This is a genomic window from Luteibacter sp. PvP120 (assembly GCF_054055715.1).
Genome location: NZ_JBSRXP010000014.1, coordinates 1 through 25,991, shown reverse-complemented (window position 1 = coordinate 25,991; position 25,991 = coordinate 1). Strand labels below are relative to the sequence as shown.

General features: G+C 68.3%; 19 protein-coding genes. 7 read left to right on the top strand and 12 right to left on the bottom strand.

The window, feature by feature from the left end; translation table 11 throughout:
- Positions 1–7 precede the first annotated feature (7 nt).
- The gene (locus tag ACVKN3_RS18835; protein ID WP_354517383.1) at positions 8–3,520 is read left to right on the top strand and encodes a hybrid sensor histidine kinase/response regulator; all 3,513 of its coding nucleotides are present in this window, start codon (positions 8–10) and stop codon (positions 3,518–3,520) included.
- A gap of 12 nt (positions 3,521–3,532) precedes the next feature.
- Here the strand turns inward: ACVKN3_RS18835 and lptG are convergent, their stop codons facing one another.
- A complete protein-coding gene (gene lptG, locus ACVKN3_RS18830) occupies positions 3,533–4,630 on the bottom strand; it encodes an LPS export ABC transporter permease LptG (protein WP_285406498.1) in 1,098 nt (365 codons plus the stop codon).
- Positions 4,630–5,733 (bottom strand): LPS export ABC transporter permease LptF, encoded by a 1,104-nt coding sequence (gene lptF / locus ACVKN3_RS18825; RefSeq protein WP_285406499.1) that lies wholly within the window; start codon positions 5,731–5,733, stop codon positions 4,630–4,632. The genes lptG and lptF overlap by 1 nt, the downstream gene beginning before the upstream one ends.
- A 97-nt stretch (positions 5,734–5,830) precedes the next feature.
- Between lptF and ACVKN3_RS18820 the strand changes: the two genes are divergently transcribed.
- Together ACVKN3_RS18820 and ACVKN3_RS18815 are read left to right on the top strand one after the other, a co-directional pair.
- Positions 5,831–7,324: a leucyl aminopeptidase gene (locus ACVKN3_RS18820; RefSeq protein ID WP_285406501.1), complete on the top strand. Its 1,494-nt coding sequence runs from the start codon at positions 5,831–5,833 to the stop codon at positions 7,322–7,324.
- 10 nt (positions 7,325–7,334) lie between these two features.
- Complete coding sequence (locus ACVKN3_RS18815) at positions 7,335–7,757, top strand: DNA polymerase III subunit chi (RefSeq protein ID WP_036137207.1); 423 nt, start codon at positions 7,335–7,337, stop codon at positions 7,755–7,757.
- A gap of 938 nt (positions 7,758–8,695) precedes the next feature.
- Here the strand turns inward: ACVKN3_RS18815 and ACVKN3_RS18810 are convergent.
- Positions 8,696–11,455 (bottom strand): valine--tRNA ligase, encoded by a 2,760-nt coding sequence (locus tag ACVKN3_RS18810; protein WP_354517380.1) that lies wholly within the window; start codon positions 11,453–11,455, stop codon positions 8,696–8,698.
- Positions 11,456–11,534: 79 nt separating this feature from the next.
- Between ACVKN3_RS18810 and ACVKN3_RS18805 the strand changes: the two genes are divergently transcribed.
- From ACVKN3_RS18805 to tsaB, 3 genes are all read left to right on the top strand, one after another.
- The gene (locus ACVKN3_RS18805) at positions 11,535–13,448 is read left to right on the top strand and encodes an ATP-dependent DNA helicase (RefSeq protein ID WP_285406747.1); all 1,914 of its coding nucleotides are present in this window, start codon (positions 11,535–11,537) and stop codon (positions 13,446–13,448) included.
- Positions 13,449–13,554: 106 nt separating this feature from the next.
- Entirely contained in the window at positions 13,555–14,892 is a 1,338-nt protein-coding gene (creD, locus tag ACVKN3_RS18800) for a cell envelope integrity protein CreD (RefSeq protein WP_354517377.1), read from the top strand.
- Positions 14,889–15,578, top strand: a complete 690-nt coding sequence (gene tsaB, locus ACVKN3_RS18795) for a tRNA (adenosine(37)-N6)-threonylcarbamoyltransferase complex dimerization subunit type 1 TsaB (RefSeq protein WP_285406751.1) — start codon at positions 14,889–14,891, stop codon at positions 15,576–15,578. The genes creD and tsaB overlap by 4 nt, the downstream gene beginning before the upstream one ends.
- 25 nt (positions 15,579–15,603) lie before the next feature.
- Here tsaB and ACVKN3_RS18790 read toward each other — a convergent pair whose 3' ends face one another.
- The 6 genes from ACVKN3_RS18790 to ACVKN3_RS18765 are packed head-to-tail and all read right to left on the bottom strand — an operon-like array spanning position 15,604 to position 20,538.
- The gene (locus ACVKN3_RS18790) at positions 15,604–16,815 is read right to left on the bottom strand and encodes a DegT/DnrJ/EryC1/StrS family aminotransferase (protein WP_354517375.1); all 1,212 of its coding nucleotides are present in this window, start codon (positions 16,813–16,815) and stop codon (positions 15,604–15,606) included.
- Positions 16,799–17,197, bottom strand: a complete 399-nt coding sequence (locus ACVKN3_RS18785) for a DMT family transporter (RefSeq protein ID WP_354517373.1) — start codon at positions 17,195–17,197, stop codon at positions 16,799–16,801. The genes ACVKN3_RS18790 and ACVKN3_RS18785 overlap by 17 nt, the downstream gene beginning before the upstream one ends.
- Complete coding sequence (locus tag ACVKN3_RS18780) at positions 17,194–17,553, bottom strand: EamA family transporter (RefSeq protein ID WP_036137183.1); 360 nt, start codon at positions 17,551–17,553, stop codon at positions 17,194–17,196. The genes ACVKN3_RS18785 and ACVKN3_RS18780 overlap by 4 nt, the downstream gene beginning before the upstream one ends.
- A gap of 3 nt (positions 17,554–17,556) precedes the next feature.
- Complete coding sequence (locus tag ACVKN3_RS18775; RefSeq protein WP_036137180.1) at positions 17,557–18,405, bottom strand: alpha/beta hydrolase; 849 nt, start codon at positions 18,403–18,405, stop codon at positions 17,557–17,559.
- A gap of 56 nt (positions 18,406–18,461) precedes the next feature.
- Entirely contained in the window at positions 18,462–19,871 is a 1,410-nt protein-coding gene (locus ACVKN3_RS18770) for a sensor histidine kinase (RefSeq protein ID WP_285406755.1), read from the bottom strand.
- Positions 19,864–20,538: a response regulator gene (locus tag ACVKN3_RS18765; protein ID WP_036137178.1), complete on the bottom strand. Its 675-nt coding sequence runs from the start codon at positions 20,536–20,538 to the stop codon at positions 19,864–19,866. Before ACVKN3_RS18765 ends, ACVKN3_RS18770 begins: the two co-directional genes overlap by 8 nt.
- A gap of 230 nt (positions 20,539–20,768) precedes the next feature.
- Between ACVKN3_RS18765 and ACVKN3_RS18760 the strand changes: the two genes are divergently transcribed.
- Positions 20,769–22,628 carry an LTA synthase family protein gene (locus ACVKN3_RS18760; protein WP_354517369.1) on the top strand — a complete coding sequence of 620 codons (1,860 nt, stop codon included), beginning with the start codon at positions 20,769–20,771 and terminating at the stop codon, positions 22,626–22,628.
- Positions 22,629–22,751: 123 nt separating this feature from the next.
- Here ACVKN3_RS18760 and ACVKN3_RS18755 read toward each other — a convergent pair whose 3' ends face one another.
- The 3 genes from ACVKN3_RS18755 to ACVKN3_RS18745 form a co-directional block, all read right to left on the bottom strand.
- Positions 22,752–23,417, bottom strand: coding sequence for an HAD-IA family hydrolase (locus tag ACVKN3_RS18755; RefSeq protein ID WP_354517367.1), 666 nt, complete (start codon positions 23,415–23,417; stop codon positions 22,752–22,754).
- Positions 23,418–23,582: 165 nt separating this feature from the next.
- Positions 23,583–25,403 (bottom strand): M56 family metallopeptidase, encoded by a 1,821-nt coding sequence (locus ACVKN3_RS18750; RefSeq protein ID WP_354517365.1) that lies wholly within the window; start codon positions 25,401–25,403, stop codon positions 23,583–23,585.
- 1 nt (position 25,404) lies between these two features.
- Positions 25,405–25,791 (bottom strand): BlaI/MecI/CopY family transcriptional regulator, encoded by a 387-nt coding sequence (locus ACVKN3_RS18745; RefSeq protein WP_285406759.1) that lies wholly within the window; start codon positions 25,789–25,791, stop codon positions 25,405–25,407.
- Between the last annotated feature and the right edge of the window lie 200 nt (positions 25,792–25,991).

The following is a 25,991-nucleotide window of genomic DNA, read 5'->3' as shown; positions in this document are numbered from 1 at the left end:
CCGGCGTATGCACCGCACGCTTTTCACGAGATGGATTCTCGTCGCCTTCATCGTCATCGGTGGGGCCACCCCCCTTGCGGCAGCCACGACGATGGCGCCGATCCCCACGCCCCAATTTCGCAGTTACGGCCTGCGCGAGGGCCTGCCCAGCAGCAAGGTTCAGGCGGTAGTGCAGGACGCCCGCGGCTTTGTCTGGGTAGCCACGGCGGCCGGCCTGTCGCGCTTCGACGGCGTGGTATTCACCGCCCCGCGTATCGACGCGGGACAGGGCGAGCCGTTGACCACCGGCGGCCTGTCCTCCCTGTTCGTCGATCGCGACGACCGGCTCTGGATGGGGGGCCCGGAACTGGGCCTGGGCCGTTACGACCCGGCCACCGGCCATTTCGTGCACTGGCGCGAAGGGCTGGCCGGCGAAGAGGTGCATGCCATCACGCAGACACCGGACGGCCTGGTCTGGATCGGATCCTCCCGCGGTCTGGATCGCATGCGCGCGGACGGCGGCGGGCTGCAGCGGGTGGCGGTCGCGTCGTCAGGGGCAGGGACAGCGGTGCATGCGCTCCATGTGTCGACCGATGGGCGCCTCTGGGTGGGCGGCGACAGGGGACTTTTCGTGCGCGAGGCGAACGGCACGTTCAATGCGGTGTCGTTTGCCGAGGGTGCCGCGCCCACGGTGCTGGGCATCCACGGCAGCGGCGCGCAGATGCGTGTAGCTACCGATCGCGGGCTGTTTCTTCCCGGCGCCGATGGACGTCTGTATCGCGATCGCCGCGTGCCCGGCTCGGCCGTTCATACGACGCTGGCCGACAGCCACGGCATCCTCTGGATCGCGGCGGCGCAGGGCCTGTCGATGCTCGACCGCTTCGATCGCCTGCACGAGGTGGCCGGCGCATGGACGGCCCTGGGCGGCCTGCCGGGACGTACGGTGCGCGGCATGCTGGAAGATCGCGAGCACGGCGTGTGGTTTGCCCTGAGCGATGGTGGCCTGGCCTACCTCGGTCCGTCGTGGGACGACTTCACCCGGTTCACCCACGTCGCCACCGATGCGCACACCTTTCCCGGCCGCACGGTCACCGCCGTGGCGGCCCGCGAGGGCGGTGGGCTATGGGTCGGCGGCTTGCGCGGCTGGATCCGTGGCTTCGACCCCGCCACCGGACACACCGGCGAGGGCTTCGAACTGGGCGCGCCGCGCATCCAGTCGTTGTGGGCGCTGGCGGGAGGACGCCTGCTCGTCGGTACGGTCGACGGTTTGTCCGTGGCGACTCACGGAAAAGTCAGGCCGGTGCTGCGGTCGGTCGTCCATCGCCCCGTGACGTCGATCGTCGCGGCGCCCGGCGGCGGCGTCATCGTCGCGGCGCTGGGACAGGGCCTGTTCGAGGTGGACGCCGATCTGCGCCGCGCGGTGCCGCTGGTCTTCGCGGGCTCGCCGCGTGGCTGGCTGGATACGCGGCAGATCGACATCGTCGATGGCGTGCTCTGGCAGGCAAGCGTGGCGGGGCTTGCCCGACGTGACCGCGCCAGCGGACGGATGCAGTTCATCGACGGGGTGCCGATGGGCCGGATCAGCGCCTTCGAGCCCGACGAAGGCGGATTCTGGATCGTGCGCCCCGATGCGCTGGAGCACTACCGCTGGCGGGGCGCGCGGGCCGAACGTGATCGCCACATCGGGGGCGCGGACGGGTTTCCCTCGGCCGACATCCTCAACCTGCGCCGTGATCGCGCCGGGCGGCTGTGGCTGTATGGCCAGACCGGGGTCTGGCGGTTCGACCCCGGTCATGGCCGGTTCCGGTCGTTCGGTCTGGCCGACGGGCTGGCCAGCGGCGAGTTCACCCATGCCATCACCGTGCAGCTCGACGACGGCAGCATGTATGGCGCCACGCTGGGTGGCCTGGTGGGCTTTCGTCCTGACGGGCAGCGCGACCACATCCGGCGGCCGCCCATCGCGGTGCTCGGTGCCACGGCGTCGAGAGGGGGTGTTCGCGAAACCTTGCCCCTGGACAACGGCGAGTTGCGGCTGCGCTGGAACGACCGCGACGCACGCGTCGTCGCGCGGGTGCTGTCGTTCGTCGAACCCGATCGCAATCACCTGCGTTTCGAATGGCGCCACGGTGCGACATCCACAGTCATGCACGCCGGCAAGGAGGGCGAGCACGCGCTGGATGGTTTGTCCCCGGGCCGTTACACGGTGGCTATCACGGGCGCCGGGCGTGACGAACTCAGCCCGGCACTGCCTGCCTCGGTGGTCGTTTTTGTCGAGGCGCCGCCCTGGCTGCGCTGGTGGGCGTGGACAGCCTACGTATCGCTCGCCGTCGTGATGGCGCTGGTGCTCGTCCGCGGCACACGAAAGCGTCTGCGCCAGGGCATGCGCATGCGGCTCGCCGAACACCAGCGGCGCATGGCCGAGGAAGCGAACGCGGCCAAGACCGATTTCATGGCCACCCTGGGCCACGAGATCCGTACGCCGATGACGGGCGTGCTGGGCATGGCCGAACTGCTCTCACGCACGCCGCTCGATGAGGCGCAGCGCAGTTACGTCGATGCGGTGCGCCGTTCGGGTGACACCTTGTTGCGGCTGGTCAACGACGCGCTGGATATCACCCGCATCGAGGCGCGGCGCCTGGTACTCGAATCCGAGTGCGTGTCGCTGCGCGCGGTGGCGGACGAAGTGGTGGCCCTTGCCGCCGCCGCGGCGCACGAGAAAGGCCTGGCCTTGTCGGCCAGCGTGGAGGCATCGGTGCCGCCCGCCGTGCGTGGCGACACCATTCGTCTCCGCCAGATCCTGCAGAACCTGGTGAATAACGCGGTGAAGTTCACCACGGAAGGCGGCGTGTCGTTGCAGGTGGCGGTGGATCGGGGCGGCTTGTGCCTGAGCGTCGCCGACACCGGGCCAGGCATGTCAGCCGAGTTGCGCGCGCGCCTGTTCTCGCGCTTCGAGCAGGGCGACACGCCCCGGCGTGCCGACGGGTCCGGCCTGGGCCTGGCGATCTGCCACGAACTGACCACGCTGATGGGCGGCACCATCGACGTCGCCAGCGAGCCCGGCCGCGGCAGTCGGTTCACGGTACGCCTGCCGCTGGTGGCCTGTGCCTGCGCGGGCCGTGCGTGTGCGCCGGCATCGCCCGCGCGCAACGACACCACCGGCTGGCGCGTGCTTCTGGTGGAGGACGATGCCGTGGTCTGCGAGGTCATCGCCAATCTGCTGCGTGCCCGCGGTCACGTCGTGACGGCGGTGGGCGACGGGCTGGCCGCCATGAGCGAAGTGTCGGCCGGTCGCTACGATGTGCTGCTGCTGGACCTGGACCTGCCCCTGGTCGACGGCTTTCAGGTGGCGCGGATGATCCGCCGCATCGACGCGCTGGCCACGTTGCCTATCGTCGCCGTGACGGCACGCTCCGCCGGTGATGAAGCCGCCGCGGTGCGTGCGGCCGGCATGGACGCCCTGTTGCGCAAGCCCATGAGCGGCGACGACCTGGCCGCGATGCTGGAGCGTGTATGCAGGACGCCGCTGGTCGCGGCGTCCTGATCGGCCGGGGCGCTAGCCGAAGCGCCTGAAATAGGCGAGGGCACCGACCACCAGCAAGGTGGTGGGCAGCAGGTTGGCCAGCAGCGGCGGCATGCCGTACACCGTGCCGAAGTTGACCATCGCGCCCTGCAGGAAATACCAGCCGATGGCCAGGATAATGCCGATGAACAGCCGCTTGCCCAGGCCGCCGGAGCGCAGCGAGCCGAACGCGAAGGGCATGGCGCACAGCACCAGCACCAGCGTGTTGAGCGCGAACAGCGCGCGGCCCCAGAACGCCACGGCGTACACGCCGGAGTTCTGCCCGTTGTTGTCCAGGTAGCGGATGTTGCGCCGCAGGTCGGCCATGGACAGGTATTCGGGATGGATCACCGACTGCTCCAGCACGTGCGGATTCAGACGCGAGGCCCAGGTCTGCGTGTCCACATGCGATGAGTGGGTACCCTGGTCGTCCAGCGTGGTGGTGCGGACGTTGCTCATGATCCACTTGTTGCCGTCGTGGGTGGCGCTGTCGCCGTGCGAGAAGATCGACAGCTGCCCGTCCGGGGTAAAGCTGTAGACGCGCACGTCCACCAGTTTCACGGTGGTGCGGTCGCCATCCTGCACGGCGATGGCCGACTTCGCGTTGATGATCTTGCCGGCGTCGCGGGCCCACAGGCCGCTGCTGGTGGAACCGAGGTTGCTCGAGCGCATGCGTACCTGGATGGCCTGCGCATGCTGGTCGCCGTAGGGCGCGGCGGTCTCGCCCATCACCACCACGGCCAGGGTCAGCACGGCGATCACGCCCGCGGCGGAGACGGCGATGCGCAGCTTGGACATGCCGGCGGCGCGCAGGGCGGTGAGCTCGCCCGTGGCGGCCAGGCCACCCAGGCCGAGCAGGCCACCGATGAGGGCGGCATTGCTGAACATCTGGTAGAGACGACGCGGCAGCGTCAGCATGATGTAGGCAATGGCGTCGTACAGCGAGAAGCCGTTCTTGCCGATGTTGCCGAGCTGGCGGACGAACTGCAGCAGGGAGTCGAAGCCGGCCAGCACCAGCCATACCAGCAGCAGGGTGCCCAGCACGCTCATGGCGATGAGGCGGTCGGCGCGCTTGACGGTCAGGGTGGCCATCAGACGGCTCCCTTGATGCGGCGCGGCGAGTTCTGCTTCCAGAAATACCAGGCAGCCACCCCGAACACGACGATGTGCAGTATCCACACCGGTACCGAGGTATGCAGGTGGCCCTTGATGATCTGCGCGCGGGCGATCAGCTGCCAGATGACATAGAGGAAGTAGGTCAGCACCGCGATCAGCAGGCGGCCGTAACGGGCATCGCGCGGGGCCTGCTTGGACATCGGCAGCACCATCATCATCAGCACCAGCGTGCTGACCGGGGCGGCGAAGCGCGAGACCAGCTCACCCAGGGCCTCCGGGGTGCCGGCCTTGAACAATTGGGCCATGGTGGACTCGTGGGCCGGGTCCGTATCCTCGTCGTCGTCCACTATGGAGGACAGCGAGGCGTCGTTGCGCTCGTATTTCATCCGCCGCCAGTTGTCGGCCGCCAGCGGCACCTCGAACTGCCAGCCATCGTAGAGGGCGAGGAACCGGTTCTGGCCGTCGCTTTCCTGGTACATGCGGCCGCTCTTGGCGCTGACCACGCGTACCTGCGGGTTGCCATTGCCGTCGGTGCGGTCGGTGGCCAGGAAGGTCTTGCCCAGCACGGTGCCGTCGCGGCTGAGCGTGTCGACGAAGATGATGCCGCCCTTGCCCGGCAGCTCGGTGAAGCGGCCGGCGTCCAGGCCAGCGGCGATCACGGACTTGTTGGCCGCGGCGATCACCTGGTCGGCCGTGCGCGCGGAAAGGGGGCCGAGCCAGAGCGACACCGTGCCCACCACCAGCGTGGCCATCACCGCCAGCAGGGTGGCCGGGCGCAGCATGCCGCGGGGGCCCATGCCGGATGAGGCCAGCACGTGCATCTCGCTTTCGCGGTACATGCGGCCCAGGGCGATCAGGGTGCCCAGGAAGGCGGACATCGGCAGCAGGGTCGAGAGCAGGTCGACCATCTGCAGGCCCAGCACCTCGAACATCACGCTGGGCTGGATACTGCCGTTGGCGACCTTCTGCAGGACGTTGGCAAAGGCGCCACCGGAGAAGATGACGAGCAGGACCACGGCCGTCGCTATGACACCGTAGGCAAGTTCACGCAGGAAATAGCGGTCGAGGATGCTGAGCATTTGGTAGAATTGGCGGTTCGTGCCGCGTCAGTCCTGGCCGGCAAACCTCAAGTCTAGCCTGTCCGGGCCCCGGCGGGCTTTTACAGGACGATTAGCTATGTCAGTTCAGTTCAGCCTCGGTTCCAGCGCTCCCGACTCGGTCTCCACCCCGGTCGCGGTGGTCGGCGTGTACGAGAACGGTGTCCTGACCAGCGCCGCAGCGCGCATCGACACCGCGGCCCAGGGCGCGATCAAGCGCCTGGTCGAGGCCGGTGACATCACCGGCAAGGTCGGCAACCTGGTCACGCTGCTGCACCCGGCCGGCGTCGCCGCTGCCCGCGTGCTGGTGGTCGGCCTGGGCCCGCAGAAAACCTTCGACGCGGCCCGCTACCAGCGCGTCACCCTGGAAGCCGCCCGTGCCGTGGGTCGCCTGCCGGTCACCGAGGCCACCAGCTGGCTGCCCGAGGTCGAGGTCCCCGGCCGCGACGCCGCCTGGCGCGTCCGCGTCGCCGCGCTCGCCACCGATCACGCCGCCTACCGCTACACCGCCACGGTGAAGCCGCGCGACAAGGCCGTGCCCGAGCTTGCCTCGGTCACCCTGGTCGGTCCCGCCGATGGCGAAGCCGGCCTGGCCGAAGCCCGCGCCATCGCCGAGGGCGTGCGCTACGCCAAGGAACTGGGCAACCTGCCGCCCAACATCTGCAACCCCGACTACATCGCCGACCAGGCCAAGGCGTTCGCCGACGCCCACGAAGGCGTGACCTTCGAAGCCCTCGATCGCGCCGACATGGAGCGTGAAGGCTTCGGCTCGCTGCTGGCCGTGGCCCGCGGCTCGGCCAATGCCCCGCGCCTGGTCATCCTGCAGTGGAACGGCGGCAAGGAAGGCGAGCGTCCTTACGCGTTCGTCGGCAAGGGCATCACCTTCGATACGGGCGGCGTCAGCCTCAAGCCGGGCCCGGGCATGGAAGAAATGAAGTTCGACATGTGCGGCGCCGCCGGTGTGCTCGGCGCGTTCGTCGCCGCCGTGAAGCTGAAGCTGGCGGTCAACCTGGTCTGCGTGGTCCCGGCCGTTGAGAACATGCCGGACGGTGACAGCTACCGCCCCGGCGATGTGCTGACCAGCCTGGCCGGCATCACCATCGAGGTGCTGAACACGGACGCGGAAGGTCGCCTGATCCTCTGCGATGCCCTGACCTACACCGGCAAGCGCTTCGACCCGCACACCATGATCGACGCGGCCACCCTCACCGGCGCCTGCGTCGTCGCGCTGGGCAAGCACGCCAGCGGCCTGATGACCAAGGATGAATCGCTCTCCGCCGAACTGCTGGCGGCGGGTGAGACCACCCTCGATCGCGCCTGGCGCCTGCCGCTGTGGGACGATTACCAAAGCCAGCTCGAGTCCGGCTTCGCCGACGTGGCCAACATCGGCGGCAAGTACGCCGGTGCGATCACGGCGGGTTGCTTCCTGGCGCGTTTCACCGAGGGCCGTCGCTGGGCCCACCTCGACATCGCCGGCACCGCGTGGGACGAAGGCCGCAAGGGCATGGCCACCGGCCGTCCCGTGCCGCTGCTGACCCAGTGGCTGCTCGACCGCGTCGCCGCGGCCGGCTGATCCCGCACCCATGCCGCGCGCCGACTTCTACCTGATCGACAAGCCGCGTTTCCGCGAGGATCCCCTGCTGCTGGTCTGCGAGCTGACCCGGCGCGCCTTCGGAGCCCAGCAGCCGACGCTGATCCTCACCCGCGACTTCGAGCAGGCCGAGGCCATCGACGAATACCTGTGGGCATTCGACGAGAACGCCTTCATCCCCCACCAACTGGCGGGGGATGACGACGACGCCAACACGGCGGTGCTGATCGTGCCGCCCGGCGTGGAAACCGCCGACCGGCCGATGGTGATCAACCTGCGCGAGGTCTGCGCACCGGGTCAGTTCGACCGCGTGCTCGAGGTGGTCGCCGCCGACCCCGCCGAGCGCGAGGGCTCACGCTCGCGTTGGACCGAATACAAAAAAGCCGGCTTCGAAGTGAACAAGCACGACATGTAGGACCGCGCGATGTACCGGCATGACCGCACGATTTGCGGGTAGGAGCGCACGATGTGCGCGAAAAACCAACGAAGCGGTAAAGCGGCAAAGCCGTAAAGCCGAACCCCTCGAGCAAGAGCCGGCGGGTAGCCCCCTCGGTGCCACGCCTGCGGCGACCCGCTAAGGAAAGGCCGCTCCGCGGCCGTTTGTCTATTGCTCTTCGGGCCCGGGTCGGGCTTCGAACGGAGGTTTCCGATTCGCCATCCATGGCTCAGCGGAAACGGCCGGCCGTCCTGGCCGGCCCCCTTCGGGCTTTTTCCGTTCGAATCCCTCGCCTGCGGCTACCGGCCCCGAGGGGGCTACCCGCCGGCTCTTTCCAAGATTGAGGTGGGTTGTGACGCGAGCGGTCGCAGACGTGCACGGTATGGCGTCGCCGCTTTGTTGGCTTTTCGCCCACATCGTGGGCTCCTACCCCAGGGGTAGGGCAAGCCGTGGAATACCCAACGCATGATCCGCCGGCTGGGGGGGGGGTAGGAGCGCACGCACGTGCGCGAACCCTGGACAGACCTAAGGCGACCGATGCCATGCAAAGCAGGCAAGCGAGCGTGCCCAGCAACGAAGCGAAACGCGGATCTTCGCTCTCCCCACACGCAACCTCAGTGCTGGAAAGAGCCGGCGGGTGCCACCCTCGGGGCCGGTAGCCGTAGGCGAGGGCATCGAACGGACAAGGCCCGAAGGGGGCCGGCCAGGACGGCCGACCATTTTCGCTGAGCCATGGATGGCGAATCGAAAATCCCCGTGCGAAGCCCGACCCGCCCCGAAGGGGAATAGAGATACGGCCGCGGAGCGGCCTTTCCTTGACGGGTCGCCGCAGGCGTGGCCACGAGGGTGGCACCCGCCGGCTCTTGCTCCAAGCTCCCGGCTCTCGCTCCAAAGCCAACCCTCCTAGAGCCAGCCGCTCAACCCCCCAGCTTCCTAGCCTGTTCCCGCATCGCATCCGCCTGCCGTGTCCAGTCGGCGATGCGCTGGCGCTCCTGCGCCACCACCTCGGCCGGCGCATTGGCGACGAAACTGGCATTGCCCAGCTTCCCTTCGCACTTGCGCACCTCACCCTCGATGCGCGCGATTTCCTTGGCCAGGCGCGCTTTCTCCGCACCGACGTCGATCAGGCCTTCCAGCGGGATCAACGCACGCATGCCGCCAACCACGGCTGCCGCTGCGGCAGGTTCTTCACCCTCGACCCAGACAGGCGTCTCCACGCGGCCGAGGAACACGATCTGCGCGGCGAACTTGGCGGCGCGTGCGCGATCGGCGGCGTCGCCGTCGGCGAACAGCAGGGGGATGACCTTGCCCGGGGCGATGTTCATTTCCGCACGGATACGACGCACGCCGGTCAGCACGCCCTTGACCCATTCGATCTCGGCCGTGGCGGCATCGTCGCCTTCGATATCGGCGGCTTCCGGGTAGGGGCGCAGCATGATCGTGGTGCCCTCGATGCCGAGCAGCGGACGTACGTGCTGCCAGATTTCCTCGGTGACGAAGGGGATCATCGGATGCAGCGCGCGCAGCAGCGTTTCCAGTACGTGGACCAGCGTGTAGCGGGTGGAGGCGATGGAGGCGATATCGGTGCCGGCCAGCGCCGGCTTGGACAGTTCGAGGAACCAGTCGCAGAACTCGTTCCAGGTGAACTCGTAGAGCGCCTGTGCAGCCAGGTCGAAGCGGTAGGCGGCGAGCTGTTCCTTCACGCTCGCCAGCGTGTCGCGCAGGCGCGTGAGGATCCAGCGCTCGGCTTCCGTCGTCGGCTTCACCGGCACGATGTGCGCATCTTCGCCAAGGTTCATCAGCACGAAGCGCGAGGCGTTCCACAGCTTGTTGACGAAGGCCTTGTAGCCGCCGGCGCGCTCCAGGTCGAACTTGATGTCGCGGCCATGCGTGGCCAGCGAGGCGAAGGTGAAGCGCAACGCGTCGGCGCCGAAAGCCGGGATGCCCTCGCCGAATTCCTTGCGCGTGGACTTCTCGATCTTCTCGGCCATCTTCGGCTGCATCAGGCCGCGGGTGCGCTTGGCCAGCAGGTCGTCCAGGCTGATGCCGTCGATGATGTCGAGCGGGTCCAGCACGTTGCCCTTGGACTTGGACATCTTCTGGCCGTCCTTGTCGCGGATCAGGCCTGTGACATAGACGTCCTTGAAGGGCACCTCGCCGGTGAAGTGGTCGGTCAGCATGATCATCCGGGCGACCCAGAAGAAGATGATGTCGAAGCCGGTGACCAGCACGCTGGACGGCAGGTAGCGGTCGAAGCCCAGCTCGGCCTGGCGCTCGGGGTTGGGCCAGCCCAGCGTGGAATGGCTCCACAGTCCGGACGAGAACCAGGTCTCCAGCACGTCGTCGTCGCGGCGCAGCGCGCCGGTGTAGCCCTGCGCGGCGGCCTTGGCGGATGCCTCGGTGTCGTCGCGGGCCACGATGACGCTGCCCGTGTCGGTATACCAGGCGGGGATGCGATGGCCCCAGGTCAGCTGGCGGCTGATGCACCAGTCCTGGATGTTGCCCAGCCAGTGGCGGTAGGTGCTGATCCAGTTCTCGGGCACGAACTTCACGCGGCCCTGCTCGACCAGTTCCAGGCCGCGGGCGGCCAGGGTGTCCATCTTCACGAACCACTGCCAGGTGAGATACGGCTCGATGACCTGGCCGCTGCGGTCGCCGCGCGGCACCTGCAGCTTGTGCTTCTTCGTTTCGACCAGCAGGTCCGCCGCTTCCAGGTCGGCAAGCACGGCCTTGCGCGCGACGTAGCGGTCCATGCCGCGGTATTTCTCCGGCGCGGCGTCGTTGATGGTCGCCTCGTCGGTGAAAATGTTGATCATCGGCAGGTCGTGGCGCAGGCCGACCGCGTAGTCGTTGAAGTCATGCGCGGGGGTGATCTTCACGCAGCCGGTGCCGAAATCCTTCTCGACGTAGTCGTCGGCGATGATCGGGATCTGCCTGTCGGACAGGGGCAGGGCGAGCATCTTGCCGACCAGGTGCGCGTAGCGCTCGTCGTCCGGATGCACGGCCACGGCGGAGTCGCCCAGCATGGTTTCCGGACGCGTGGTGGCGACCACCAGCTCGCCCGAGCCATCCGCCAGCGGATAGCGGATCGACCACATGGAGCCGTCTTCTTCCTCGCTGACCACTTCCAGGTCGGAGATCGCGGTTTTCAGCACCGGGTCCCAGTTGACCAGCTTCTGGCCGCGGTAGATCAGGCCTTCCTCGGAGAGGCGGACGAAGGTCTCGACCACCGCTTCGGACATGCCCTCGTCCATGGTGAAGCGCTCGCGCGACCAGTCGCCGGAGACGCCCAGTCGGCGCATCTGCCGGCCGATGGTGTTGCCGGATTCCGCTTTCCATTCCCATACGCGGGCGATGAACGCTTCGCGGTCGAAGTCCGAGCGCTGCTTGCCCTCGGCGTTGAGCTGGCGGGTCACCACCATCTCGGTGGCGATGCCGGCGTGATCGGTGCCCAGCTGCCACAGGGTGTCGTAGCCGCGCATGCGGTGGTAGCGCACCAGCGTGTCCATCAGCGTGTGCTGGAACGCGTGGCCCATGTGCAGGGTGCCGGTCACGTTGGGTGGCGGCAGCATGATCGTGTACGGCGTGCCCTTGCCGGACGGCTTGAAGCAGCCGTCGGCTTCCCAGCGGGCATACCACTTCGACTCGATCTGGCTGGGCTCGAAACTCTTGTCCATGTGTGGGCTCTCGGATCGCGCCGCGAAGGGGCGCGCTTTGGAAGACGAAAAGACGGCCATTGTAGGCGATACTTGGCGGATGACTGAACCGGAAGTGGCCGCGATCCTCGGCGCGGAGGGCCCCTTTGCCCGTGAAGTACCGGGATTCGCCCCGCGCGAGGCCCAGCAGCGCATGGCCGAGGCCGTGTCCACGGCGATCGCCGAGCGCGACGTGCTGATCGCCGAGGCTGGTACCGGCACCGGCAAGACGTTCGCCTACCTCGTGCCCGCACTGATGTCGGGGCGCAAGGTCATCGTTTCCACCGGCACCAAGGCCCTGCAGGACCAGCTGTTCTTCCGCGACCTGCCGCGTGTCCACGCTGTGCTGGGCAGTCGCGCCCGTACCAGCCTGCTCAAGGGGCGGGCCAACTACCTGTGCCTCTATCGGCTGGACCAGTCCGTCCGCGAGGGCAACCCCGACCGCCAGCTGGCGTCGCAGCTCTCGGCCATCCGTGCGTGGTCGGCCCGCACGCGCCGGGGCGACCGCATGGAAATGGTCGATATCCCCGAGGACTCCCCGGTGTGGCCGCGTGTCACCTCCACGCCGGAAAACTGCCTGGGCACGGAGTGCGCGTTCTTCGACGACTGCCACGTGGTCAAGGCCCGGCGCGACGCGATGGAGGCCGATATCGTGGTGGTCAACCACCATCTGCTGATGGCGGACCTGGCCCTCAAGCAGGACGGCTTCGGCGAGCTGCTGCCCGGCGCGGACGCATTCATCCTGGACGAGGCCCACCAGATCCCGGAACTGGCGGGCCAGTTCTTCTCGCAGAGCGTCAGTGCCCGGCAGATGACCGACCTGGCCCACGACGCCCTGGCCGAGGCGCAGGGCGTCACCGGTGCCACCAGCCAGTTGCTGGAGCCGGTGGAAGCCGTGCAGGACCTGATCCGGCGGCTGCGCCTGGCCATGGACCCCTTGCCGCCCAAGGGCCCCTTCGGCGCGCTGGACCGCGACGGCGCGGTGCATGGGCTGTTGACGGAGCTGCGCGACCTGATGGCGGCGATGTCCGATCTGCTCGGCGCGTTGGGCGAGCGCTCGCGCGGGCTGGCCAACGTGTTCGAGCGGGCGCAGATGCTCAGCCTCCGCCTTGATCGCATCGCGGAGGAACACTCGGCCAGCGACGTGCGCTGGTACGAGACGTTCCCCCGCGGCTTCGCGCTGCACGCGACGCCGCTGGACCTGGCATCCCCGCTGCGTGCCATGCGGGCGTCCACCGATGCGGCCTGGATCCACACCTCGGCCACGCTGTCGATCGCGGGCGATTTCGGCCATTTCGCCCGCCAGCTGGGCATCGAGGACCCGCGCACGCTGCACGTCGACAGTCCGTTCGACTATGCGCGTCAAGCGCTCGCCTACCTGCCCAAAGACCTGCCTGACCCCGCAGCCCGCGATTTCACCGACAAGGTGGTCGCGGCGATCCGTCCTGTGCTGGACGCCTCGGACGGTCGCGCGTTCCTGCTGTTCACCTCGCACCGTGCCCTGCGCCGGGCCGCGGAGTTGCTGGAGGGTCGCGTTCCGTGGCCGCTGTTCGTGCAGGGCAGCGCGCCTCGCCACCGCCTGCTGGAGGAATTCCGCGCCAGCGGCCGTGGCGTCCTGCTGGGTGCGGCCAGTTTCTGGGAGGGCGTGGACGTGGCCGGCGAAGCGCTGAGCGTGGTGGTGATCGACAAGCTGCCATTCGCCATGCCGGACGATCCGGTATTGCAGGCCCGCCTGGAAGCCCTCGACGAAGCGGGCATCAATCCGTTCATGGGCTGGCAGGTGCCTACCGCGGTGATCGCGTTGAAGCAGGGCGCAGGCCGGCTGATCCGCGACGTCAACGACCGCGGCGTGCTGGTGCTGTGCGATCCGCGCCTGAGCACCAAGGGCTATGGCCGACTGTTCCTCGCCAGCCTGCCGCCGATGCCGCGCACACGCGAGCTGGCCGACGTCACCGCGTTCTTCGCGGCCACCTGACGCCTGCGTTTCGCCCGCGTTTGCCTCCGTAAGGCCACGGCGCGGACGCGTCCACCGCCCCGGTTGCCCCGACCATCGCCGTTACTGTCGATGAAGGAGAACGCCGATGTTGCGCTGGATGCAGACGATCACCGCCAAGGTCCTTGGCATCGGGCTGCTGGCCCTGCTCATGCTCATTCCCCTGACCCAGGCCGACGGGCTGGTGCGCGAACGCCAGTCGATGCGTGACACGGCCGCACTGCGCGTGGCCGACGGCTGGGGTGGCCCCCAGACGATCGGCGGTTTCGTGCTGGCCGTGCCGACGCACAGCGAAACCCGTGACGCCGAGGGCAAGCTCGTCGGCAGCCGCAACGATACCGAGATCGTGCTGGCGGACGAGCAGAGCACGACCGCCAACCTGACCGTCGAGAAGCGCCGGGTCGGCATGTACGAGGTGCCGGTCTACACCGGCGACGTGACACTCGGCGGGCGCATCCTGCCCGACGACCTGCACCGTTTCGCTGACGAAAGTGGCGCCGCGTGGGCGATGGACCGCGCGGAACTGCGGCTGCTGATCGCCGACACGCGGGGCTTGCAGCACATCGCCACGGCCATCGTCGACGGCAAGCCGGTGCGGCTGGCCTCGTCCACCGCCCGCCTCGGTCCCTACACCGTCTTGTCCGTACCCATCGCGATCGACCCCGCACGCCGTACGCCCCTGGATTACTCCGTGATGCTGCGCATCGCCGGCACGGAATCGTTCTCGGCGCTGCCGCTGGCGCGCAACAACAGCGTGAGGATCCGCTCGCCCTGGCCGGACCCCAGCTTCATCGGCGCGTTGCTGCCGGGCACGCGCCATGTGGACAGCCGCGGTTTCGACGCGTCGTGGCAGGTGCTGGACCTCAATCGCGCCTATGGCCAGCACTGGAGTGCGAGCGACGACGACGTGGGCAAGCGGCTGGAACCCTCCGCCATCGGCGTGACGCTCTACCAGCCGGGCAGCGTGTATCAACAGAACGACCGCGCCGGCAAATACGGCCTGTTGTTCATCGCGCTCACCTTCGTCGCCTTCTTCCTCTTCGAGGTGCTGCGCGGCCTGCGCCTGCATCCGGTGCAATACCTGCTGGTGGGCGCAGCCATGACCAGCTTCTACGTCCTGCTGCTGGCGCTTTCCGAGCAGATCGGTTTCGGACCGGCGTATGCGGTGGCATCCGCCGCGGTGGTGCTGATCGTCGGCGGCTATGCGTTGGCCGCACTGCAGGCCCGACGCGCCGGGCTGACCCTCGGCGGCGTGCTCGCACTGGTTTACGCCATACTGTACGGCCTGATCGGCGCGGAACAGTACGCGCTGCTCATCGGCGCGGTGGTACTGGTCGCGGTGGTCGCCGTGCTGATGTACCTGACCCGCCGGATCGACTGGTACGCCCAGGGCGTACCCTTCAACCCCACCCCGGATACGCCATGAACTTCCTCGCCATCGAAACCTCCACGGAAGCCTGCTCCGTCGCCCTGGTCCACGGTGATGTCGTGATCGCGCGCAGCGAGATCGCGCCACGGCGGCACGCGGAGCTGGTGCTGCCCATGGCGGACGAACTGCTCGCCGAGGCCGGCCTGAAACGCGAAGCGCTCGACGGCATCGCCGTGGGGCGTGGCCCGGGAGCCTTCACCGGCGTACGGCTGGGCGTGTCGCTGGCCCAGGGCATGGCGATGGCGCTGGATATCCCGGTGGTCACCGTGTCGTCGTTGCAGGCCCTGGCGCTGGAAGCGCCGGAAGACGACGCGGCCATCCTTTCGGTGATCGACGCGCGCATGGGTGAGATCTACGTCGCCGCATGGCGCCGCGAAGACGACGGCAGCGTGACACCGATCGACCGCGAACGCGTGGATACGGCGGCGGCGCTGGTGTTGCCCGAGGCATCGGCCTGGCACGTGGTGGGCAGCGGCTGGGCAACGTACGAAGCCTTGCTGCGGGAACGTATCCATGCGCCGATCCGTTCGGCGGACGGTGCGCGCTTTCCGCAGGCGCGGCATGTGGCCGAAGTGGCGGCGCCCCTGTTCCGCGCAGGCAAGGCCGTGGCGCCTGAGCTGGCGCTGCCGGTTTACCTGCGCGACAAGGTGGCACTGACGCTGGTGGAGCAGGGCAAGGCCTGAGGCAGCGCGGAGACGTCGCGCGCGCTCAGCGCGTGACCAGCACCGCCTCGATCACCGCGCACACGTGTTCGAAGCAGGCATCGTCCAGCCACAGGCTGTTGGTGATGGTCAGGGTGCGTGCGGCGAAGTCGCGCGCATGCGGGATGTCGTCGGCGCCCGGCATGGCATCTAGGTAGTCGTAGTCGGGCAGGGCATGCACGAACATGCGGGCCACACCGTGGCGCGATGCCCATAGGCGCTTCAACACCGCGTCGCGCGAGGCTTCATCGGGCAGGCGCAACATCAGGTACGGCCAGGTACCGCCCTCGTCAGCGAACACATGTACGCCGGGAATCGAGGCGAGCGCCGGCAGCCGTGCCATGGCCTGGGCACGCGTGGCGTCGATGAACCCGGGCAGTCGCGCGAAGGCACGCGCGCCGACCGAACGGCGCCAGCGTCCCACGCGATGCAGCGGGAAATCCGCATGGAAGTCCTCGCCGGCGGCGCCGACCAGATCGCCGCGACGCAGGGCGCGACGCATCGACCGACCGTAGGCGAGGCCCATGCCAGCCGGCCGGTAGAGCGCCGCGTAACCCGCCAGTTCCAGCGAGCGGCGGATCTCCCATCCTGGGTGCCAGCGCACCACGCGATGCGAGGCTCGCCGGAAACGCTCGCGCCAGACGTCGTCCTGGGCGACCAGCAGGCCGCCTTCGAAGATGGACAGGCCCTTGCCCGCCGCCAGGCTGTAGAAGCCGACGTCGCCCAGCGTGCCGGCAAAGCGGCCGTCGATGCGCGCGCCCAGTGCCTGCGCCGTGTCCTCGATGGTGAGCGCACCCACGGCGTGGGCGATGGTGTTGGCGCTGGCGACATCGGCGGTGCGTCCGCCCAGGTGGGTCGGCACCACGGCCAGGGTCTGCGGGCCGCAGGCTTCTTCCAACCGCCGGGGGTCCATGTCGAAGCCACCGGGCAGCAGGTCGACCAGCCGCGGCACGAGCCCGGCGCGCCGGATGGCCAGTGGCACCAGCGGGCAGGTGAAAGCGGGAATGGCCACTTCGCGCCGCGGGCGGGCGTACTCGGAAAGCGCGGTGAGGGCGACGGTGAGCGCCGCGGTGCCGGAGCATTCCAGCTGGGTATCCTCGACGCCCAGCCACGACGCGGCAAGCGCCGTCAGTGGCGCGCGGACATCGCCGCCGAAGTCGGCCATGCCCAGCGGGAGCCCTGCCGTGGGCGGGGTCTCGGGATCAGGCCGGAACCGCATCGGGCACCGTTCCGTCGCCGCGCTCGGCGAAGGCCAGGCAGACGATGCCGGCCACGATCGCCACGGCGCCCGCGATCTGCGTGGGCGTGACCGGTTCGGCGAACACCCACCACGAGAGCAGCATCACACTCACCACTTCCAGATGGGAGGCGGCGAACGCGGGGCCGATCGGGGCATGCTTGAGCAGGCTCATCCAGGTCAGGAACGCACCGATGTAGCCGACCACGGCGCCGTAGATCCACGGATGGGAGAACACGCGGGCAACCCACGCCGTGCTCATTTCCACCGGCAGCGCCTGCGTGCCGGCGATCTTGAAGCACACCAGGTTGAGCGTGTCGAAGGCCAGCAACAGGCCGAAGCCGATCAGGTAGAAGCGTTTCACGAGCCGGCTCCCACGATGGCGACGCCGGCGGCGACCAGCAGGATGCCGGTGACGCGCAGGGGGCTGAGTCGTTCGCGGAACAGCACGCGCCCGGCGATCATGATGGCCACGATGTTGATGGAGCCCAGCAGCACGCCCTCGGACAAGGGGACCAGTGACAGGAAGGCGATCCAGACGAGGAACTCGGCCACGTAGCAGCCGATGCCGGTCCAGATCCACGGGCGCGCCAGCATGTAGCGCCAGCGGGCCAGGCCGTCACCCGCGCGATCGTCGCCGGCGGCTGCCTTGAACGCCAACTGGCCGCCGGTGTCCAGCACGACGTTGGCGATCCACAGCGCCAGCACCAGCCCGTGCATGGCTCAGGCCGCCATGCGCGTGGGCCGCGCGTCGCGTGCGATGCGGCCGAAGAAGTCGGCCGTCCGTTCGATCAGCATGCGGCGTTCGCGGTCGATCGTGATCATGTGGTAGCTGTCGCCCAGCAGCAGCATCTCGATCGGGCCGCGCACCCGCCGTGCCACCAGGTCGGCATTGGCCACGCTGGCCACGTCGTCTTCCGCGGCGTGCGCCACGAAGCAGGGCGCCGTGACCTCGGGCAGGCGGCGACGCACGTCGCGCGACAGCTCCACCATCTCGGCCAGGGCGTGCCACGGGTTGCCGGGCAGGCCCGCGGCCGCGCTGTCGCCGGAGAACATGGCGCTGCTGACCTGCGCGCGCAGGCGCTCGTCGCGGATGCCGTAGGGCGGCTGTTCGATGAAGCTGCGATGGCGACCGATGCCCATGCGCTTGAACCAGGGCAACAGGAAGGACAGCTTGCCGGTCCAGCCGATGGACCAGCCGTCGTAGCGGAAGGTGGCGCCGAACACGCCCACGCCATCCACCCAGGTGGGCTGGACGGCGGCGAGCCGCAGGGCCAGCACGGCGCCCATGGACAGCCCGGCCACGAACAGGCGGTCGACCCGGCCGCGCAGTTCGTCCGCCGCCGCCTCGACGCTGGCGTACCAGTCTTGCCAGCTGGTCTCGAGGAGGTCTGCCTCGGTGCCGCAGTGCCCGGCGAGGCGCACGCCCACGACGGTGAAGCCCGCGCGGTTGAGGCCCTTGCCGACCATGCGCATCTCGGCCGGGGTGCCGGTGAGGCCGTGGATCAGCAGGACGCCGTCGCGCCCGCCTTCGAAGTGGAATTCCGTCGGGTGGCTCACACCTGACCTCATCGGGTCGTTACTGTTGGCTGCATCGTGCCCCAGCGTGGTTTCAGCCGGCTTTCCGGTCACGCGGCGGGCAGGGCGGGGAAGCGTAGCTCGACGCGCAGGCCACCGGCGGCGGCGTGCATGAAGCGCACCCGCGCGGCGTGGCGCTCGGCGATGCTCTCCACGATGGCCAGTCCCAGCCCCGTGCCGTCCTCGTCCGCGCCGGGTACCCGGAAGAAACGTTCGCCCAGCTGTTCGAGGAACACGTCCGCCACCCCCGGGCCGTCGTCGTCCACCGCCAGCACGACATCGTCGCCGTCGCGCGCGGTGGACACGGTGACGCTGTGCCCACGGCCTGCGTAGTGGAAGGCGTTGTCCACCAGGTTGTCGATCACTTCCTGCACCTGCAGGGCGTCGCCGCGGACGTGGAGGGGCGCGTCGGACCCCTCGTAGCCCAGGTCCACGCCCAGGCCGAGTGCCTGGTGCACGCGCACGGCCACCGACTCGGGCACGATCACGGCCAGGTCGATGACCGCCATGCCGTCGTGGTCGGGCAGGTCGGGCGACTGCGTGCGGGTGAGCGCCAGCAACTGCGCCGAGGTACGGGCCGCGCGCGCGGCGAGTCGGTGCACGTGGCGCAGGGCCTCGTCACGCTGGGCGGGGTCGGCGATCGCCTCGTAGCGCTCCACGTGCAACTGGATGCCGGCCAGCGGCGTGCGCAGCTGGTGGGCCGCATCGGCGATGAAGCGCTCCTGCAGGCCGATCATGTTGCGCATGCGCGCGAACAGGTCGTCGATGGTACGCGTCAGAGGCAGGATCTCGATCGGCACGTCTTCCTCGCCGATCGGCCCGAGGTCGTGGCCGCGTCGTCCCAGTCGCGCCGTCAGGGGCTCCAGCACGCCCAGGCCATGGCTGACCCCCAGCCACACCAGCGACAGCACGGCCACGATCAGCAGGGCCTCGATGGGCAGGGTCAACAGCAGGATCTCGCGTGCGCGGGCATGCCGGTCGCGCAGGTTCTCGGCGACCATGATCGTCAGCACGTCGCTGTCGTCGTGGCGGTTGGGCACGCGCATGATCGCGCCACGCAACGGCCGATGGCCCAGGGCGGTGTCGTAGAGCAGGGGCGGGGCATCGACGGCGACCGGTTCGCCGGGGCCGGCGAGGTCGGCGTTGCCGATCATCCGGCCGTGGCGGTCGCTGATCACCGTGTAGTAGTTACGCCCGTCCGGGTCGTATTCCAGCAGGAAGCGAGCCTGTGCGGTCAGTTCGCCGCGCAGCGCGTCGCTGCCGATCATCTCGGACAGGGTAAGCGCCGAATCGGACAGGTCGGCATCGTGGACACGGTTGGAGTAGGCCAGCGCCACGAAATACGCGACCACGGCGTCCAGCAGCAGGACGCCCAGCACCGGCACGAGCAGGAAGGTCAACAGGCGTCGACGCAGACTCGGCCGGGCGGAGCGTTGCGTCGCATGACGCCGTTCAGGCATCCGCGGATTCTTCGAGCAGGTAGCCCAGGCCACGGATGGTGCGCACGTTGGTACCCGACCCGTGCAGCTTGCGCCGCAGGCGGTGCAACGCGATGTCCAGCCCGTTGTCGGTCAGGTCCTCGTCCCAATTGCACAGCGCCTCGACGAGCTGGGCGCGGCTGGTGACCTTGTCAGCGCGCGTGGCCAGGGCCTCGATCAGGCCGAACTCGCGCGCCGTGAGGTCCAGCGGTGCCTCGTCGATCCAGGCACGGTGTCCGGGGATGTCGAGCCGCAGGCGGCCGATGCGGAACTCCGGTGTGCCCTTGCTGGTGCGGCGACGCAGCAGCGCACGTACGCGGGCATCGAACTCGGCCAGCGCGAACGGCTTGACCAGGTAATCGTCGGCGCCGAGGTCGAGCACCCGCACGCGTTCCTTCAGGCCCTCGCGTGCGGTGATCACCAGCACCGGCAGGATGGCGCCCCGTTTGCGGGCCCGGGCAAGCACGTCGCTGCCGTCGAGCAGGGGCAGGCCCAGATCGAGGACCAGCAGGTCGTAGTCGTGGTCGCGCAGGGCGTGGTCCGCACTGGCCCCATCGGGCACATGGTCGACCGCGTGTCCGCCCTGTTCGAGGGAGGCCCGCACGGCGGCGGCGATGGCGGCGTCGTCTTCGGCAAGGAGTATGCGCATGGTGGGCAAGGATACGCTGGGGAAGGGACATGCGCACGTTGTCTCGACAGGCTTTCCCGGTGCTTTCCGCACCCGAGCCGTGGCGTCCGATCGCCATGCCGGTGCATGGCCATTCATGTTCGTGCCGGTTTTGTTTATATGCAATGATCCGGACTCCAACGAGGGGCACGACCGATCCGTACGATTCGGACGAGTGACGCTTCCTCCCGAGGCAGGTTGGGGGATTTGATTTGCTGAAGCGATACCTGGGCCTGTACGTGGCCGGCCTTTATCTGGCCTATATCCTTGAATTGTTCGGTTTCGTGCACCTGCCCGACCGAGGGTCCATCGGGCACGATGTTTTTCGACTGATCGCTCCCCTCGTCGAGTTGGGGATCGCCTTCCTCGTCATCGCCTGGCTGATCAGGACGCGCCCTGGCGCCAGCCCATGGCGACGCTGGCTGGCATTCGTGGCGGGTCTTCTGGTGGCGTGTATCGTCGGCCTGGTCTATGGCGCGCAGATCGTTTCGCTGCACATGTCGGATAATTTCATCACCGTGCTGGCCCTTGAAAACGGTGGCGAGGGGAGGCTGGTACGCGGAACCAGCCTCTACGCGATCATGGCGGCCGCCGTCGCGTGGTGGCTCCTGTTCGCAGTGAAGGGCGTTGCGCGTCGGGCATGGGGCAACGACGCTCCGGTATTCAAGCGAGGGGCCGTCGCCACCTTGCTGCTCCTGCTGGCACTCGCGGCGTTGCTCTCACGCTACCAGGCAGGTAGCGGTCGCCTCGAGGTCGGATATCGCCAGACGCCGATGGCGTCACTCCTGTACAACCTGATCGCGGTGCAGAAAAGCTCCCGGCTCGTCGCCTCCGGTCGCGCGCCGGGTTCGGCGCTGGAACTGAGCACGCTTGCCGTCGACGACTACCCCTTCGAGCGTCGCACGATCTATCGCTCACCGCTGCCGTTTCCCTCGAAGGGGACGTATGCGGGGCCACCGAATGTGGTCGTGATCTTCATCGAGGGATTTTCGGCGCGCCTGATCGGTGCCTACGGCGGAAACTATCCGGGGCTGACCCCCAATATCGACCGGCTGGCCGCCAAGTCGATGCGTGTCGACAACTACTTCAACCATACGGCCGCGACCTATCGGGCGCTGCAGGGCCAGCTCGATTCGGGATACCCGGAAGCCGGCGGCAAAGGTGAGAATGTCTCGTGGGACGGCGACAAGAGCATCGGGCAGCTTGTCCGCGTACGCTACCAGACGGTGCCGCGTCTATTGCGTGAGGCGGGCTATCGAAGCTATTTCTTCTCGCCACACCCAGATGTCATACCCCTCAACACCATGATCGCGGCCATTGGGTTTGACACGGTCTTCGATTACGAGCATGCGGTGAAGCTCTCGCCGCGTTACGGTGAGAACCCGATCCAGGGCTCGTTGAACGATACCGCGCTGTTCGACGAGATGATCGGCTTCTTCAGGGCGAACGAGAAGGACGCCGGCCAGCGGCCCATGTTCGTCGGAGCGTACAACATCGGTACGCATGCCTTCATGGATCGCATCGATGGGGCGGTTCCGTATGGCGACGGGACCAACCATGTGCTCGACCGCGACCACGATTTCGACCTGGCGCTGGGGCGCTTCCTGGACTACTTCTTCGCTAGCCCCTACGCCCGCAACACCATACTAATCCTCACGGCAGACCATGCGACGTACCCCGAGCCGGCCTATCGTGAACTCATGGACCCGAGCTACAAGCCGTATTTCGTGGACCGCATTCCGCTGATCGTCTACGACCCCACGCATGCCTTGCCTCCGACTTACGATGCCTCGGGCCGCACCTCGGTGGACTTCGCTCCCACACTGATGCAACTGCTGGGAATCCGGAAGGCCGGCAACAGCTTCCTGGGTACCACGTTGTTCGAACCTTCCGAAGCGCGATTCGGTTTCGCCGCGATCGGTAACGATTTCCTTGCCACCGACAGGCATACCGTCTACGCGGAAGCGGAACTTCCGGAGATATACAGAGCGGAATTCGAGCGACGCAAGGCGGCCGTACAGCTTTACTATCGCCTCGAGCGGGAAAACCGAATATTCGAGTCGCAGCACTGACGACCCCGTATATCAGGGGTGTCGAGGGGGTAGGGGCGACGATGCGCCGCCTCCGCGATGGCAGTGCTAGCGTCGTCCTGCCCGCCGGTGGCCGGCACCGGCGGGCTGTTTACCGAGACCTCCTCAGACCACGCGCAATGAGACGACGCCGTTGGCGTAGCTCTCGACGCGCAGGGCGGTGAGGTCGGTGATCCACTCGACGTCCTCGTCGATTTCCTCGGGATGGTCGCCCGCGATGGCGATGACCCGCGCGCCGGCCGCGCGTCCCGCGTCGATGCCGGCACGAGCATCCTCGAACACGAGGCAGTCTTCCGGCTCGGCGCCCATCCGCTTCGCGCCCAGCAGGTAGCCTTCCGGATGCGGCTTGCCCTCGGTGACGATCTCGCCGGTGACCATCCGCGGCGGCGGCACGATCCCGGCGGCGCCCAGGCGTACCGTGGCGAGGGTGGTGTCGGCCGAGGTCACGATCGTCCAGGTCTGCGGCGGCAGGGCCGCCAGGAGGTCGAGCGCGCCGGGGATCGGCACGATACCGTCGACGTCGTTCACTTCCTCGTTGTACAGCCGCTCGTAGACGGCGTCCACGTCCATGCCCGGCGTGGCGAACATGCGCACGGAGTCGAGCATGCGCACGCCGTGCAAGCGGGGCAGGACGACGTGCCAGTCGAGGCCGTGCTCGTCGCACCAGCGTTTCCATATCCTCTCGACCAGCACGCGTGAATCGATCAGCGTACCGTCCATGTCGAAAAGCAGGGCGCGGGTGTGGATGAGCGTGCCCGGTTCAAGTCGCATGATGCCTCCATAGGGGGATGGGCTTGCCACCTTACCCCACGCATCGCCGCATTCGCCATGATCGCGCATGATGGATCGCCCACATCGTGGGCTCCTACGCGCGAACGAAGCCGCCGCGCGAACGAGGCCATAGCCCCGCCGATGCAACGGCGGTTTCGGGGTGCGTCAGCGGGCTGGCTGCGCCACGTGGTTGCGGATCGCCTCGGCGAGGATGGTGTTCACTTCCTCGGAGGCCTTGCGCGCTGCTTCCGACTGCCTGCGTCCCCACTCGGCCATGGCCTTGCCATGCACGGCACGCTGCTGTCCGAGCGCCGCCATCTTCTGCGCGATGGCCGCCTGCTCCTTGGCGAGGGTGGCGTGGCCGTCCGCATAGGCGGCGCCATCGCGCGGACCGGAAGGGTCGACTTCCTGGGAGACCAGGCTGGCCTGCTGCGCCGAGAGCTTGGCCATCTGTTCGCTGAGCATGGCCTGCTGCCGTTCGAGCATGGATTCCTGCCGGTCGATGTCGGCCTGCTTCCCCGCGCTCGCCGCGCCCATGTCGGCCGGATGCGAGACTTCCTGGTACGCCGCGTGGATGCGCTTGATATAGGCCGGGTCGCGCAGTATCCAGGCCTGGGTACCCCGCCGGTACCAGACGAACGACGTGGCATCGGCGCGATACGCGGCCTCGGCTCGCGCGATGTCGCTCGCGGTGCCGGTGGCGACGTGGATGTCGTCGGATGAGAACACGAAGCCGTCCGTGGGCTGCCCGTGGATTTCCGTGATGTCGGTCGTGCGCGATGTCGAGGTCACCGGCGCGGCGGGTGTCACGGGTGTCATGGGTGTTACGGGTGTCACGTCAGTACGCACCGGCGCGGCCGGAGCGGCAGGCCGTGCGGGTACCGGATCGTCCGTCGTCATCGCAGCGGCGGACGCCGCGGGTGCCGTCGGTGCGGCTGCGACTGCGACTGCGGCACGGGCTGGCGCGGGCGGCGTCGCCTGATGGGCGGCCACCACGCGCCACGGGAAGACACCGCCCAGGGCGAGCACGGTGACGACACACAGGGTGAGCATGCGCGGATGGGTATCGTTGGCCTGGGCGAGCATGAGCAGTCTCCGTTTCAGCGTGCGGAAGGTGGGCGAGGCGCCGGGAAGCGCATGGTGGGGATGCGGGGCGACCCCCATGCGTACGAGCAGACGGCCGTACGTTGTCGCCAGGGTGTCGCCGCGCGACACCACCAGCGCATCGCAGGCGGCTTCGCGGCAGAGGGCGTACTCGCGTACGGCGACATGCACCAGCGGATGGAAGAAGAACAGCGTGCGTGCCGTGGCCGGTATCCAGCCGAGCATCAGGTCGCCGCGGCGGACGTGGGCCAGCTCGTGCATCAGGGCGAGGTCGAGTTCATTGTCGGACAGGTGATCGTGCAGGGGCAGAAGGATGGTGGGCCGCCAGAAGCCGATCACCTGCGGGGAGTGCACTTCCGTCGACACCGCCAGGCGGGGCGATCGGCGCAGCCCGAGTTCGCGAGCGCGACGGGCGCACAGGGTTTCCACCCGCACGTCGTCGTGTGGCATGGCGCGTGCGGCCACGCCGGCCAGCGTGCGCCAGCGCGATACGGCCACCACGGCCTGCACGATCACGCCCAGTGCCCAGGTGAACAACAGCATGGCCGTCCATGAGAAGCCTGCTTCGCCGACACCGTTCCCTGCCGAAGGGGCGAGGGACGCCGCCGGGAACGCGCCCGGCAGGGTCAGTGGCACGGCGGCGGAGGCGTCGTCTGCCGCAGTGACCGTGGCGATCGCGGGGAGGACGGGGAGGGCGATCAGCGTGGGCGAGATCACGCCGACCACCAGCTGGGCACCCAGCAACCACCACAGCACCGTCCTGGCGGAGGCCGACATGGCGGGCACGAGGCGACACACCGCGTAGATCGCGCCGCAAAGCAGGATCGCCTGCAGCGATGCGTGGATCAGCCGCGACAGCATTTCATCGAGCAGCATGTCCATGTCAGCGCTCCTTCCGTCGGGATTGCAGCGTGTCGACCAGGGCTTCCAGTTCGGCCAACTCGGTATCGCTCACCTGCCCACGCTCGGACATCCAGGCCACGAAAGGCGACACGGAGCCCTGCAGGGTCTTTTCGACGAAACGCGCCACCGCACCGGTCATGACCTCCCCGCTGCCGTTGGTCACGCTGTATCGGTACATGCCGTCGATGCGCCGACGGGAGAGGTATCCCTTCGCACGCAGCCGTTCCATCATCGTCAACACCGTGGAGCGTGCCAGCCCGCGGCTTTCGCCATAGCCGGCGCACACCTCGGCCACCGACGATCGCGGCGCCTCCTCGATGTAGTGCAGGAGTGCCAGCTCCTGATCGCCTACGCTCTTGCTGCTCATGCCGCCGCTCCTGACTACAGATGTAATCAGACTGCGCCTGACGACAATTGTAGTCAACCGTGACCATCGGCCTATACCCACACCGAAACCCGAAACGACGCGCCACGTAGGAGCAACTGTCTTTTTCAGGCCTCTACCGTTCCGTGCCATGGAGTCTGATCGCGGACCATGGCGTTGAGGGTGATGAGCAGTTTGCGCAT